This window comes from Myxococcus sp. CA033 (assembly GCF_013336625.1).
Taxonomy (GTDB): Bacteria; Myxococcota; Myxococcia; order Myxococcales; family Myxococcaceae; genus Myxococcus; species Myxococcus llanfairpwllgwyngyllgogerychwyrndrobwllllantysiliogogogochensis.
Window position 1 is genome coordinate 1 of the sequence record NZ_JABUMU010000038.1, and the last position, 13,730, is coordinate 13,730.

Genomic DNA, 13,730 nt, shown 5'->3' on the forward strand with positions numbered 1-13,730 from the left:
CGGCGGAGGCAGCAGCGGCGCCACACGCTGCCAGAAGGCGTCGGGAACGAGTTCGCGGACCATGCACTCAAGCTGGGGATGCCCTTCGTCGGTGGCCACCCCAGCCCTGACTTTTGTTAGGTCCTCTAAGCGCCGCCGTTCCTCCTCGGACATGCGCGCCTCCAGGTCGGCCATCTTCATGTTGCCCGGGTCGTACAGGTGCCGGCCCGTGGAGAACTCCAGCATTGTAAGGCCCAGCGAGAAGAGGTCCGCGCGCCCGTCAACGTCCTCTCCCAGCAGCAGCTCCGGTGAAGAGTAGATGACGTCGCCCTTGGGACGCGGGAGTGTCGTTGCAACTCGCCCGGCCAGACGCGAGAAGGCAACTCCGAAGTCCGTCAGCTTCACACCACCCCGAGGCGTGAGCCGAATTCGTGTGGGGTTGACGTCGCGGTTGACGATGTTCAGAGGGATTCCGGCATCGTCCGTGCGCGCATGGGCGTAGGCCAGAGCCGCAGCGACTTCCGCGAACACATAGAGGATGAAGGATTCGGAGAAGTAGCGCCCGCGCGCCTGGGCAATGGCAAGCAACGAATCCAGCGTGAAACCACCTACGCATTCACTGGCCACGCAAAGAGCGTGCTTCATCTCGAACAGACCGACGACGCGCGCGATGTTGGGGTGCTGGAGGAACTGCGCCAGCCTGACTTCCTCTTCCAGTCGAACGCGTGCGCGTTGGAGCTTCTCCGAGAGGCCCGCCCCCCCAGCGAGCGCCACGTACTTGACCAGCACCTTGCCCTGGAACCCCTCGGGAGTGCGGGGCCGCGCGTAGAGGATGCGCTCTCCGTTGCGACCCTCTCCGAGAATCTGGAAGAGAAAGTATGTGGTATCCCCTTGAGTAAAGAGGACCACGCCCTCTGTTAGCCGAGGGTTGGAATCATCAGACATGAATGGAGTCTCCTGGAAGCCCTCCGCGAAGGCTCCCGCGTGAAGGCAGACAGAAGGTACTCCTGGTCATGTCCGACGTGAACGACGCTATAGGTCGCGAAGGGCACGAAGCCCGCCCATCGAAAAAGACCCCGAAAATGCGTAAACCCCCTTTACGGAGAGATGCTAGGGCCACCTTTTTACAGCAAAGCCAAGCGTGCTTCGGCTGTAGGTGATGGATCCAGGCTGGGGGCCCGGCTCGGCTTCTTCGGCCCCCTTTTCCCCAATGGCGATGCAAACCGGGTATGTGCGCCCATTCGGCAACGTCGCCTCGGTGTAGCGAGCCAAGAGAGCGCCGCCGCCTGTCCACACTCGCCCCAGAAGCACTGTTCCAGTAGGAAGTTCCTTGACCCCCTTGCGGACAATGCCGCGCACCGGCCCGTCGGAATAGACGCCTGCGTCACTCATCGTTCCTGGCTGATTCTTATCGATGGTGACTGTTACCGAATCCCCTTCCGGCAACCCGAGCACCTCGAACATGGCCGCGCGCGCTTCCTCGGAACATTCGCTGGGACCGGGGCGCACCTGACTACTCGGGCACCCCATCTGCAAGGCCACGACGGCAGTGGCAGCAGCGCACTTCTTGAGGAACTCGGCCCGGCCGCCACTGGATGCAGGGGCCTTCATGGCCGGAGACTCGGACGTACTGGCGACGATAGGGGCACGCTTCACGGGGGGGCTTTCCTTCTGGACTGGAACTTGAGGGGACAACGCTACCCCAGGGGATGATGCAACAGGCGCGGGAGAAACGACGCCTGTTCCCAGGGGCATACCGGCATCCTCCTGCGGGGCCACTACGAGCAATGGGGCGCCCGTTCCGGCGTCTCTCTGCGCGGAGGGCTCGACGGATGCCATCGCGCTCGACTCCTGTCCGGCCTGTTTCGACGCGAAGAGTCCCACCAAGGCCGCTACAGCGAGCGTGGTCCCCAATGCACCTAGCAGGAGTCCACGGCGCGGAGTGGCGCTCTTGGTGGCGCCCTCCGGCTCACTTGCAGGGGTGAGCAGCGGCTTTGCCGTGAGGGTGTGAAGCGGAGTCACCCACTCCGGACCCGAGTCTATCGCGAGGGCCATCAACTCACGCCGCACCGCCTCTGCCGTGGGAGGCCGGTGCTCTGGCTTGCGCGCAATGAAGCGCATCACGGCGTCGCTCAGTGCGCCGGGAACCCGCTCATTCAGCACCCGAGGGTCTGGCGGCATCGCCCTGCCTTCGACGGGCGTCTTCGCGGAATCGCTCGCGGGCTGGGGATTCGTCAGCGCGTCATAGAGGCACACGCCCAGCGCATACACGTCGTCCGTGACTTTGAAATCGTAGCGGGCATCGCGGTCGTCGCCATTCTCCCGGAGGAAGCGGGACGCTTCGGGTGAACGGTAGCGGCGGGTGCCCGGAGGAAGTGGGGCGTCCGTCAGGTCTTCCGCGTGCGTGTAGTCCCCTGCGCTGAAATCAATGATGAATGGCTCATTGTCCGAGGCGCGCACCATGACGTTGTTCAGCTTCAAGTCACGGTGGAAGACGCCGCGCCCGTGCATGTAGTCCACGGCAGCGGAGAGTCTGATGAAGAGACGAACGACTTCCTGCGCGGTAGGGTGAACCTTCTCCACCCACTCAGCCAGCGTGTAGCCATCCACAAAGTCGAGGATGACGTATAGCCAGCCGCTCTCGAAGTCAGGCCAGCGGCCATAGGCACGCGAAGCAATGATATTGGAGTGGCGAAGATGGACGAGACATCCCAACTCGCGCCGCAGCCGTGCGTCCGCCTTCTCTTCGTCTCCGCTCGTGGCGCGGTGCATCGCGACCTTCATCGCGTAGTGCTTGCCGTTCATCTCCACTTTGTAGACGGCACCGTAGGCGCCTGCGCCAACGAGCTTCACGACACGCCAACCATGGACCACATGGCCGGGTGGGAACTGCGCAGGGTGATGAATGACTGTCAGCATGGCGCGCCCATTAAAACACAATCCTAGGAACTACCGCCTGCACGACACCGTCGCTGTCGAGAAGCTCCACGCGAAACGTTTCCCCAGACAGCCATGGCGGCACTTCCGTTTCAATTACCACCAGACCATCACCTTCGGGCTCTACCCGAGGCAATGCCGAGCGCACGCCAATTACGCCCAGGCTATTGCCACTCTTGAGGTTCACGACGCGGGCCGATACCGGAGCCCAAGACTTCTTCCCGCTGTTCCGCACCTCGACGCTTATGGCCGCCCATTCTGAGGCTCGAAAGCTCGTCGCGCCTTCAATCTTGAGAGCCCCCTCGGGGCCCATCTTCATCGCCTCCTTGCTGCGGTTTACTCGCACTCGATAGTCCAATGCTCTGGACAGAATCAACTCGACAGGTCCGCCTGAACCACGCAGTGCCTGGAGCTTCCGAAGCTCTTCCGTCTGCGCCTTGAGCTGAGCGCGCATGTCCATCAGCTCGGCTTGGAGAAGTTCGACAGAGTCCTTTCGTCGAAAGACTTCCACGCGCGTGTCCACCTGCGCCGCGTGGGAGACGAGGACAAAGACCCCACGGTCCTGCGCGGGACTGCCGGCAAACCGGACCCGAAGCCCGAGCCTCTCACCGGGTCCCAGGTCCACGGCAGGCTCCAGCAGAAGCGCACGGTCCCCGACGTCCACAATGCGGAAGCGCTCGCGCCCCTCTAGCTCCACCGCGCCACGGTCGAGAGGAGCGTCAAAGAGAAGCAGGGTGGTTATCCCCGCTGCGACACGCAGCTCCGGCACGGGCTCGGCAGGGCCGCTTGAGAGGGCCACACGCCGCTCCTGACGCTCGCGGGTGGCGGGAAGGGGCTGCGCCGAAGCGGCGACTCCCACCAGAAGTGAAAGGATGGCAACGGGTCGAAGCAACGCGGATTCTCCCGTGTCGACCCTAGCAAACCGGGAAGAGTCCATCGCCGAGAAAGTCGCCCGAGACAGTCAAGTCCCGGACGCCCTGGGGCATCGCAGTTGCCGCCCATTGAGCGAGCGAGGAGCCATCCCTTCCGCAACCCTTTGCACGCACAAGCCGACCTGTGACTTAGTCCCGCGCGGGCGGCTGCGGTGAGTGCCGCAGTGTCACGGCGTAGCGAGGTCCCAGACCAACCGCGCCGATTCCGCAGTCGCCCTCCCTCAGTTCGCGAGCTTCGCAACGGCGAACCCGGCACCGAGCCCCAGAACCAGCGCCACAACGGCGACCGTGAAGGACATATCCCCGGCCTGTTGACGCAGCGCTTCGTTCTCCGCTCGTAGCCGCTCAATCTCGGCGGCGGTACGGACACAGCGGCTCTCGGACAACCAGCAGCCGCCATGAACTTCGACGGCTGCTGTACCGCCATCCGGAAAGAGCTGCGCGCGCTCCACGCCGATGACCTCCGAACCCCACGCGGGAACCCCGACGAGCAGGGCCAGCACGAGCGCGCCGAACTTCACTTGTCGCCCCGCCTGTCGAGCTGCTCAAGCACGGCAATTGCCGCGGCCTTGCCCGCGACCTGGCCTGCGGCAATCTCGCCCGCCTGCTCGGCGCTCTCAATGGCGGCGCTCCCGAAGAGAAGGCGCTTGATGAGCGTGAAGCCACCCGCCGCCGTCAGGGCCACCTTCACGGCGGTCAACATCAGGGCCAGCGAGAACGGCGCCCCAGCGGCCAGCGCGTTCGCCACGGCCCCCGCCAGCGAGACGCCGAGCACGAGCACCGCGCCGCCCCTGTCCGTGTTGAAGAAAGGAACGAACCTGCCGCCGAACTTCCGCACCAGGAAGACCAGCAGCACCACCACCAGGGAAGCGACAAGCGCGTAGTTCTGGCTCGTCACCGCGTTGAACAGGAGCTGCGCGAACACTTCGAACTGCTCGGGGTTCGGCCCGAGTACACCCACGTCAACCATGTTGCCTCCGAGTTAGAAGCCCAGCCGAGTCAGTTCGGCCGCGAGCTTCGGGTTTGCGGCACGCCACTGCGGCGACTTGCGCTCTTCGTCGAGCCGAGCCCACACAGCCGCGACCGAACTGCTCTCCACCAGCGTCCGAAGCGGCGTGAGCTGAAGCGCGCTCACGTAGCCCGGCCACTGCACATGGGGCGCGTCGCCGAACCTGCCGCCCCAGACGAGTCCCGCCCGCGTCGTTTCCTCGCCGAGCACGCGGTACGCCGGCAGGCGCCAGTCGGGTTGAACTCCCGGCCGAGCGTCACCGTCACAGACGAAGTCGAAGGCGAGGCCGTAGTTGTGAGCCGACAGGCCCGCCGCAGACGCCTTGCCGCCCTTGCCCGCGAGGAAGAGGCGTCGCAGTTCGGCCTGCTCTTCGAGGCTCCGGAAGCCGTAGGTCGCGACGTAGCTCACGCCCCGGGCCTCGCAGCGAGCCACGAGCTGAAGGGCGACCGACACGAGCGGCAGGTAGACGCGGTCAAGGTCGACCCGCTTGAAGCTTGCCCGGGTCATCGGGACTCCCCCGACGCGGCCTGGGTCCTGCGGAGAATCTCAAGCTCCACCGTCTGCCGGACCTGGACGGGAAGGCCGACGGTGAACTCGTCACGCCAACGCCGTAAGGCGCCCAGCTCCACCGCGAGGGCGTTGATGCGCTCGTCCTGACGGGCGACCTTCTCGACGAGCGAGCGGATCTCCCCGACGAGGGACTTCGCGGCCCAGGTGAGAACACCGACCCCCGCCGTTCCGAGTAGGGAGCCGACTACGAGCTGAACGGACTGCGTCTCTTCTGCGGTCACGGCATCACCGGGGACTAGGGGTGCCCCAGGTAAATGCGTGTGACTTCTGGCGATGGCTCGCTACTCCACGAATTCGTCTATGCGTCGAACAGAAAGCTGGGCTAGCCTATTGAGGGAGTACTGGCTTCCGAACAACGGCACACAGGGGTCGTCATGGAGAAGAACCTTCTAAGTAAGCTTTGCTTGGTCTTTCCTCCAATCTCGAACCAGGAAGCGGATTGGTTCTGGGCGGTTCCGGAGATTCGAGAATATGTAAGTTCAAGCAAACTCTACATGTTGGGCCAGCGCGAGGAGGTCTTTTTCTCAGAGCTCAATCTCGACAAGACAACTTCTCGTCTGTATTTTTCACTTGGAACATCAAACCAAACCGCTCGCGGGCTCTGGGTCGATGTATCGAAAATCCTGTCAAGACAGACTGACGGGGCCTTTCTGGATGCCGGAAAAAAACACTTTCGCTTCTGGGACGTCGTCAACGACGAAATAACGGACCCTCTGGATTGGTTTACCGTCGATAAGCTACTCATGGAGCACTGGAGAGGGGACATCCTCATTCACGGACTGCAAGATCATCGAGCCTTTTTGGAGTTCAAGCTTCTCTACGTAGGAATCTCCAAAGAAGGCGACAGCTTCAGTCGACTCTTTCAAAACGGCCACGAAAAACGCGCAAAAATACTATCAAACGAAACCCAAGTCAGGCCAACCGCCAGATTGACAGACGAGATTGTCATCTTCCTCTTCGATCTCGAACAACTACACGTAAACACCTTCGCCCCCGAGGATCTCGACAAGATATTCGAGGATCCTACTGTCGAAAAAGCGCGTCTCGCCGCCGATGCCGAAAAGGCGTTCGTCAAGATGCTCGACACTAAATACAACACAATCAAGTACCGAACATACCCGAAGGGTGCCGACGGGCTCTACGCCGCAGGTCTAGACTCTTATGCATATCACATAAATGAGGACATCACGCTTCACATAGATAACGAGATAATTCGGGGTGCCTACGAGCGATTTGATAGCCCTACGAAGGGCGCAGATCTAATTCTCGTTGAAAACGACTCTGTGACTCTCATCAAGGCTAAAGAGCTGGAATCAGAAACTACAGATCTCTAATCGCGTGGCTTGAGGTTGTGCGCGAGCAGCCCGTTCACGATGTAGGTCTTCGCGAAGCGCACGGAAATCTGCACCACGTCGCCAGCCACCGTGGGCTCGACCCTCGTCACGCGGCCCGGTGCGAAACCGTCAATCAGCTCCCCAGGACGCAGCGCATCCGTCCGAGTCCAACAGCGTTCCACCGTGCGCCAGCGATGGTCCGGCGTCACGACAACCGTCCGCCCATCCATCAACACGAGCTTGCAGCGCTCGGCATGGTGGTGGCTGACGTGGGTGACGTCGAACACGCCCCCGTCCGTCCTGCCTTCGTGCATCGTGAGCACGCGCATTCCGGGCTTGAGCCTCTCGGCGGGCAGCTCCACACCGTCGCCGAGCAACACCGGTTCCCAGGGCGCCACGCAGGTTCCATGCCCGGGGCCACCGCCACCGCTTCCGCCAGATGGCGCCGAGGCAGGCCCCGTCACACGACGAATCATGTCCTCGTTGTAGGCGTTCGGAGGGAAGAACCAGCGCTCTGCACTGTGCCCCTGCGCGTTGTGCAGTGACACCTTGAGGTAGAGCAGCTTGTTTACGAGCGAGTCACGCAGGCGGTTGAACTTGTCGCCAAACATGAACGTGAAGCCCGCGCTCGTCGCGTTGGCTCCGTCACCGTCCCAGGTCCCGTTTTGATACTTCCGGTCTGCGATCGGGACCGTCGTGCTGTAGAGGAAGTTTGGAGGGTGGATGTCCCCGAACGCCCAGTAGAAACCAACCTCCATGAAGCGCAACGCGTCGAGGTTGTCGCTCGCGGACTGGGGAAGGAGCGTCGCGCGGTAGTGCGCCCAGGTGAAGAAGCCCGCTCCACCCGCTGCCCCGGCAATGGCGTACCCCTCGACGACCTGGATGTTGAGGCGGTCGATGTTCGGCACGCCCTCGTTGTTGCCGCGGTAGTAGATGCGGCTCCCCGTGTCCGCGAGTGCCTGAACGGAGCGGAAGAATCCGTCGCTCAGGTAGTAGCGCCCCACCTGGACGTTGTTCGAGGCGACCTTGAGCGTCGTCCCCACGTTGTCGAGCTTGGCCCCTGCCGTGGGGATGCCGTTGCCGTCCTCCGCGTAGTTCGACGTCTTCAGCGTGTTGGCGGCGAGCAGGTCGAAGGTGACCATCTTCCGGAGCGAGGCGGCATCGAAGTAGAGCCGTTTGCCCACGTCGGCCGGTATGACTTCCGCTTCCCAGTAGACCTGAACCCCCGTGCAACCGGCCGGGCATGTCCCCGTCAACGCCACCCGCCGATATGTCGCTCCCACGGGCCCCAGCCCCACAACTGCCGTCTGCCCCGAGTAGACGCCGCTCGCGTCTTCCCACAGCAGGTGCAGATTCCCCATCCCCGCCACCGTGGCCGACGACGCCTTGACGTAGACCTCGGCGAAGAACTGGTCCCCTGGCGAGCACTTGAGCCGACCGCCCGGAGCTGAAGAGCCATGGCCGCCGGTCCAGTTCAACCCCACCCAGCTCCCCGCACTCGACAGCTCCACTCGTCGAACCCAACGGCCCGAGCGCGCGTTGGCGGGGTCCTCGACGAGCTTGTCGCCCTCGGGGAGCTTGCCCATCGCGCGAAGGCCCGCTTCGTTGTAGCCGTTGGGGATGAGGTTGTCGGTCGGCGGGTAGAGCAGGTGCTGGTAGCCGACTGCGGAGTCGCCCAGCGAGGCCCCGTCGAGCTTCTTCGGAGTGACATCGAACTGAGGGGATGCATTGCCCCGGTTGCCGAACCTGTCCCGAGGGACGACGCGCACGAAGTAGGCCGTCCCCGGCATCAGGTCGGACACGCCAAACGTCGTCATGTCGAAGGTGCCGCGCAAGGTGGAGATGCTCGGCGCGAAGCCGCTCACCGTCGAGACGTGCAGCTCGTAGGACGCCACCGGAGGGCCGCTCAGGGCAGGCGACAGCGATAGGGAAAAGCCGTTGACGATGGCCGTCACCGACACGTTGAGCGGGTCGAGCGGCGGCAACGTGTGGGCCGGTTCGCTCAGCCCCGGACGCGTGTCCATCTCCAGCCACATGGAGACACCAAACGAGGGCTTCCCCCGCGTGGCGATGGTCGTCAGCGCGTCACCCTCCGACGTGAAGGCATGGCGGAAGCTGGTGACCGCGAGGTTCTGGTCGTCGGAGTAGTGGGCGCCATTCGCGCGGAACCGGTAGAGGTCTCCCAGCTCCACCGGCAGGAAGAAGTCGAGTTCAATCTCTTGGTCCGCGAGCGGCTCTTTCAAGTCGGACAGGGCCGCATCCGCCATCTTCCGCGCTTCGAGTTCCCGGTTGATGTTGCTCGACGCGTCCTCCGCGAGCTGCATGAAGCGCACGCCATAGTCGGCCTGGCTTGCCGCATCCTGGGCGACAACACTCTTCCGCTTCGGCTGACCCGTAACGTCCAAGTCCCCCACGTCCGAGTAGACGACTTCAATCTTGTTGCGAACCTCCGTCTTGTTGAGGGCGAGCTTCGGGACATTGCGGTAGTCGCCGGGCGCGAAGGTCCAGGCCAACGACGGATTCACGCGCTGGGGCTCGCTGAACGTCAGGACAAAGCTCGCGCTCGCCACACGCCAGCGATAGCGCACCTCCCAGCCAATCTGTTGAGCCAAGTCACGAAGCGCGTCGAGGACGCTCGCCTTCCTCTGGGCGTACCGCCGAATCTTCCACCCGGGGGAGACCGGCGTATGCAGCAGCACGCCCGTTCCGTTGTCGGCGAGGATGCTCTGCATGACGGCTTCGACTTCGACGCCCGCGACGGAGTCACCATAGGGGCGCTCCACCTGAATCATTTCATCCTGAAGCCGGCCCCCGAGGTCGCGCCCACGGAAGACGAGCTGCTCGTCGGGGAAATCCACTTCGTCGATGACGCCGTGAAACAGCAAGTGCCACTCGCCCGCGCTCGGCGCCATGCCCACGGGCGACACGGCCGCTTCGACGATGAACTCGCGCCCCGGTCGGATGAGCTGTCCGTTGCTGGCGTTCAGCTTCGAGTCGGCTCGGAGCGGTGCCAGGCTGAAGAAGTCAATCTGCCGCTTGAGTGTGACGGTCGCAGCCGAGACGGGCTGGTCCACGCTCTCGTCGACCTCGACGGCGTCGAGAAAATCGCGCCCCTCGAGCTGACTCAAGTTCACCCACCCACCCGCGCCGTCACGAACCTTCACGCGAACGTGGGAAGCGTGCCCTGCCGGATTCGCGAGGACCGCGAGCCCCTGAGACGACATACCGCGCATGCTGACTAAACCTCCCTCAACGTGAATTCGAGCCGCTCACCGACGATGCGCGCCCCGTTGTGGATGAACTCGACGAACTCGCCGTCCCGCACCTCTCCGAGCACCTTCACTTCGGCGGGTGCGAAGCCACCGCTGGCCACGAGGAACGGAAGCGCGCTCCATGCCCGGCCGGTGTGCCACGCAACGAGATGAGCAACCCACGCGTCGGGCACCAGGAACGGCAGTCCCACGACATCGTCGAAGCTCACTGCGTCGGTGGCGCCCGTCACAGCGAGCACCCCCGAGACGACTGACAGGCCCCCGGCACTCGCCGATGGCGTTTCCTGGGTCCACCTCTTGCCGTCACTCCGATTGATGACCTGGAGCCACGCACCCGCCGCGCTGCTGTAGACGTGGTGAAGGGCCGTCCAGCGTTCCCCGAGTTGCATTGCCCACGCAGCGGAAGCCCCAACCGCCAGATTCAGCCCACCGCCGAACCTCGCGCCCTGGAAGGTGGTTCCCACGGCGGTCATCCGGTTGAGCCCGCGACTGGTGAAGGCGTCGCTATCGAAAGCCAGCGCATGTCCGTCACCTGCAATCAGACCGCGAAGGGCGAGCGCTTCATCGGGGGACAGCGGCACCGTCTTGAACTCCCACTCCTGACGAACTGCGCGCCGACCCAGCCGATAGGCCCCGCTGAACGCGCGTGAGTCCGTGCCGATGTTCACCTGCCTTCGCCGTCCCTCAGCGACGGGGACGGGGATTCCGTTCAGGGCAAGAAAGGGCATCTCAATATCTCCCGTTCAGCCACTCGCCATTGCCGCGGCGTCGGTGCGCCTCGCGCTTCATCTCGATGTAGACATGTCGGGCGGTCTCTTCCGGGTCTTCGGCCCCCTGAACGACAATCTGCCCGACGCTGACGTTGCCACCACTCACCGGAACGACGGGACTGGGAGCAACAGGCGACGTCCCCAGGGGGCTCGACGGCGACCCCGCTATCGGGTCCTGCGCGTTGAAGCGAGCGAGCGCGACTTTGAATCCAGTCGGGACGTTGGTCAGGGCCTCGGTTGCCTTGTTCGTCGCGGCGGCGTTCTCCCAAGCGGCGACACCCGCAGCGGCGTTGGCAGCGGCGGTGTCATAGGTGGTGTCCTTCAGGGTTTCGAGCGCACTGTCGACCGCGTCCATTGGGACCTTCATGCTGTCCAAGCCCTGCGCCATCTTCTTGAACGCACCACCCACGAGGGGAATCTTGCCGAGGGCTTTGAACACGCCAGCAATGAACCCAATGATGGCGTTCCAAACCGTGCCGATGCCCTTCACGACGTAGAGGATGCCCATTGCCACCACGCGGATGACGGCGAAGAGCCCCTTCATGATGGGGCCAGAAAGCAGCGTCATCGGCTCCAGGAGCGCGACAAGAATCTGGCCAAACACCGTGATGACGGGGGCCAGCCCCTTGAACAGAGTGCCGAGCACCTCGAAGATGGGCGTAATCGCCTGAACCGGCTTCGAGAACATCTCAAGCACCGGCACGAGCGCGTCGAGCAGTGGCGTCACCATGTTGAACACGGAGGCCAACAGCGGCAGCACGGGAGCCAGCACCCGTCCGATGACGTCGGCCACGTACTGAATGAAGTTCGTCACCATCTGAAGCAGGCTGCCGAACGTCGATGACTGGGAGAGCAGCTCCGCGACGACGGCAATCAGGCCACCCCAGACACCACCGGCCGACATGCCCTGCTGGAAGCGGTCGACAAGCTCGTAGATGCGGCCGAACGCCTGACTGAACCGGCTCGTCAGCGCGCGCTTTGCTTCGTCAGCGGCCCGAGCGAGCGCGTCGGCGAGTTCCTTTGCCTTGCGGCGTGCGACCTCGGCGATGATCGACGCCGTGTTGCCGACACTCGCGAGGAACTTCTTCGCGTCGAACTTTCCAATCTCCACGCTCCCGACTTCAATTTCGGGCGTCTCCGAGGGCGTGCGCAGCTTGCCCTTCGGCCCGAGCATGTCGTCGAACACACCGCCGAACTTCTCGCGGAGGAAAGCGGCGGCATCGCCACCCATCAGCTTCACGCCGTCGAAGGCGTAGCTCGCGCCGTAGGACACGCCCTCCCAGACATTCGACATCCCATCGCGAAGGGTGCTGACGGTGCTGTCGACGAGCCCCTTCAAACCGCCGAGCACCGCGTCGCCAGTCAAGTCCTTCAGCCCGTCCAGGGCATTCGCGACGCCGTCGAGGCTCAGTGCTCGCGCGAGAGGCGCCGCCAGTCGAGCCAGGTTGCGCACGACGAAGGCGAACGTGTCGAGCTGCCCACGGGCCCAAGCACCGACGACAGCCGCGAGTCCCGCGAAGACTTCCTGGAAGAACTTCGCGACGCGCCCGCCAACATCCGTCACGGCCCGCCACATGGAAACGAAGGCGTCGCGCATGCCAGTGCTGCTGTCGTGCCATGCCTTGTAGAGCGTGCCCGCCAGCATCACGACGCCCGTCACCGCGAGCGCAACGGCCGCAAGGGGGGCCGTTACCGTCAGGATGCGAGCGGCGGCGTTGCGGAAAGCGGTCGCGAAGCTCGCGTCGACCTGCTCGGCCCCCTTGGCGACTTTCTTCAGGTTGCCTTCGACGGCTGGCGTCTCGCTCGTCAGGAAGGCGGAGAACCGCACCAGCGACTTTCCAGCACCATCCAGCGCGGGCACTACGAAGGCGAGGAAGCTCTCGGCGAACTGCTTCACCGCGCCCGCCACCTTGCCCACGGCCCCACCCGCAAGCCCCGCCGCAGTCCCCCAGAAGAGGAAGCTGCCCATCGCCGACTTCACGACAGGGTCGAGCCGCTGGAACCACCCCAATGCGCGCTCCAACGCATCGGAGAGGCGCTCCAGGTGAGGAAGAATCGCGTTGCCAATCTCCGCGCCGACGTTCTGGAAGACGAGCGCGATTCGGTCCATCCGCTCCGTCACCGACGCGTCGAATGCAGCCGCAGCCGCGAGCGCCCCATACAGGCCCGCGCTGACAATCGCGCCAATCTCACCAATCTTGTTCCCGAGCTGCTCAATCTTGCCCGCGGCGGAAGCCACGTCGGCGACAATCTTCCGCATCGACTTCGTGAACTCGCCGACGGCGGCAGTCACGACGACGTAGACGTCACCGACTTTGAGACCGCCGCCAGCCATGGTGAATCACTTCCTCCGCAATCGTCGAACAGACTTCTGTCCCGGTGGCGACGCGGCAGCGGTCGGGGGCGAGGATGAGCGCCGCTCCAACTCGTCCGCTTCTTTTCGGGCGTAGGCCACCAACCCGATGACGTCTTCGTAAGCCATCGCCCGAACCGCGTCGGGGGGCAGTTTCAGGAGAGACGCGACCCCGTAGAGCAGGCTCGCTTCGGGGTCGCTGTCTATTTTCCCCGCATCTTCTCCTCGCTGATGTTGAACACGTCGGTCAGGTCCGTCGCGAAGTCTTCCAGCCAGGACTCGTCGAGCAGCTCGTCGAGGTCGTTGACGGCGAACATCGGGCGTCCTGTCTCCGCGTCGTTCATCACGCAGACGGCGATTCGCGCCAGCATGCGCGCTCCGGCACGGTCGCCCGTCGGCTCGTTCTGCTCGGTCATCTCGCCAGCGGCGCGGGCCTGTTCAATCAGTCGAAGCCGGTCCCCCATCGTCGGCTTGATGATGTTGACCTTCACGCCGTCAATCTCCACCGACTTCATGACGCGACGGTTCTTCGCGAGCAGCTTGTGTTTGTTCGACATGACTCTTTCCCTTCCGG

At 63.9% G+C, this 13,730-nt stretch carries 12 protein-coding genes; 1 reads left to right on the forward strand and 11 read right to left on the reverse strand.

Annotation, left to right across the window (positions count from 1 at the left end; genetic code table 11):
- The 7 genes from HUA78_RS44065 to HUA78_RS44095 all read right to left on the reverse strand — a co-directional run.
- On the reverse strand, positions 1-924 hold a 924-nt coding region (locus HUA78_RS44065; protein WP_174478935.1), incomplete at its 3' end, for a protein kinase.
- Between the two features lie 165 nt (positions 925-1,089).
- Positions 1,090-2,898, reverse strand: coding sequence for a serine/threonine-protein kinase (locus HUA78_RS44070; protein WP_217442843.1), 1,809 nt, complete (start codon positions 2,896-2,898; stop codon positions 1,090-1,092).
- Positions 2,899-2,908: 10 nt separating this feature from the next.
- The gene (locus tag HUA78_RS44075; protein WP_174478936.1) at positions 2,909-3,808 is read right to left on the reverse strand and encodes a DUF2381 family protein; all 900 of its coding nucleotides are present in this window, start codon (positions 3,806-3,808) and stop codon (positions 2,909-2,911) included.
- Positions 3,809-4,069: 261 nt separating this feature from the next.
- Positions 4,070-4,369, reverse strand: a complete 300-nt coding sequence (locus HUA78_RS44080) for a hypothetical protein (RefSeq protein ID WP_174478937.1) — start codon at positions 4,367-4,369, stop codon at positions 4,070-4,072.
- Positions 4,366-4,818, reverse strand: a complete 453-nt coding sequence (locus HUA78_RS44085; RefSeq protein WP_174478938.1) for a hypothetical protein — start codon at positions 4,816-4,818, stop codon at positions 4,366-4,368. The genes HUA78_RS44080 and HUA78_RS44085 overlap by 4 nt, the downstream gene beginning before the upstream one ends.
- A 12-nt stretch (positions 4,819-4,830) precedes the next feature.
- Positions 4,831-5,364, reverse strand: coding sequence for a M15 family metallopeptidase (locus HUA78_RS44090; protein ID WP_174478939.1), 534 nt, complete (start codon positions 5,362-5,364; stop codon positions 4,831-4,833).
- Positions 5,361-5,648, reverse strand: coding sequence for a hypothetical protein (locus HUA78_RS44095; protein WP_174478940.1), 288 nt, complete (start codon positions 5,646-5,648; stop codon positions 5,361-5,363). The genes HUA78_RS44090 and HUA78_RS44095 overlap by 4 nt, the downstream gene beginning before the upstream one ends.
- Positions 5,649-5,801: 153 nt before the next feature.
- Here HUA78_RS44095 and HUA78_RS44100 point away from each other — a divergent pair, with 153 nt between their 5' ends.
- A complete protein-coding gene (locus HUA78_RS44100; protein ID WP_174478941.1) occupies positions 5,802-6,761 on the forward strand; it encodes a hypothetical protein in 960 nt (319 codons plus the stop codon).
- On the opposite strand, the gene HUA78_RS44105 is transcribed toward HUA78_RS44100, so the two are convergent.
- The 4 genes from HUA78_RS44105 to HUA78_RS44120 form a co-directional block, all read right to left on the reverse strand.
- Positions 6,758-9,925, reverse strand: coding sequence for a hypothetical protein (locus HUA78_RS44105; protein ID WP_371745810.1), 3,168 nt, complete (start codon positions 9,923-9,925; stop codon positions 6,758-6,760). The genes HUA78_RS44100 and HUA78_RS44105 overlap by 4 nt on opposite strands.
- A gap of 74 nt (positions 9,926-9,999) precedes the next feature.
- The gene (locus HUA78_RS44110) at positions 10,000-10,761 is read right to left on the reverse strand and encodes a hypothetical protein (protein WP_174478943.1); all 762 of its coding nucleotides are present in this window, start codon (positions 10,759-10,761) and stop codon (positions 10,000-10,002) included.
- A 1-nt stretch (position 10,762) separates the two neighbouring features.
- Positions 10,763-13,138: a phage tail protein gene (locus HUA78_RS44115; RefSeq protein ID WP_174478944.1), complete on the reverse strand. Its 2,376-nt coding sequence runs from the start codon at positions 13,136-13,138 to the stop codon at positions 10,763-10,765.
- A gap of 221 nt (positions 13,139-13,359) precedes the next feature.
- Complete coding sequence (locus HUA78_RS44120; protein WP_174478251.1) at positions 13,360-13,713, reverse strand: phage tail protein; 354 nt, start codon at positions 13,711-13,713, stop codon at positions 13,360-13,362.
- Positions 13,714-13,730: the final 17 nt, after the last annotated feature.

Bases quoted from the DNA above. Each gene is read 5' to 3' on its own strand.
- HUA78_RS44100 (WP_174478941.1), top strand. From the start codon at position 5,802: ATGGAGAAGAACCTTCTAAGTAAGCTTTGCTTGGTCTTTCCTCCAATC.
- HUA78_RS44120 (WP_174478251.1), bottom strand. From the start codon at position 13,713: ATGTCGAACAAACACAAGCTGCTCGCGAAGAACCGTCGCGTCATGAAG.
- HUA78_RS44090 (WP_174478939.1), bottom strand. From the start codon at position 5,364: ATGACCCGGGCAAGCTTCAAGCGGGTCGACCTTGACCGCGTCTACCTG.
- HUA78_RS44085 (WP_174478938.1), bottom strand. From the start codon at position 4,818: ATGGTTGACGTGGGTGTACTCGGGCCGAACCCCGAGCAGTTCGAAGTG.
- HUA78_RS44110 (WP_174478943.1), bottom strand. From the start codon at position 10,761: ATGCCCTTTCTTGCCCTGAACGGAATCCCCGTCCCCGTCGCTGAGGGA.
- HUA78_RS44115 (WP_174478944.1), bottom strand. From the start codon at position 13,138: ATGGCTGGCGGCGGTCTCAAAGTCGGTGACGTCTACGTCGTCGTGACT.
- HUA78_RS44070 (WP_217442843.1), bottom strand. From the start codon at position 2,898: ATGCTGACAGTCATTCATCACCCTGCGCAGTTCCCACCCGGCCATGTG.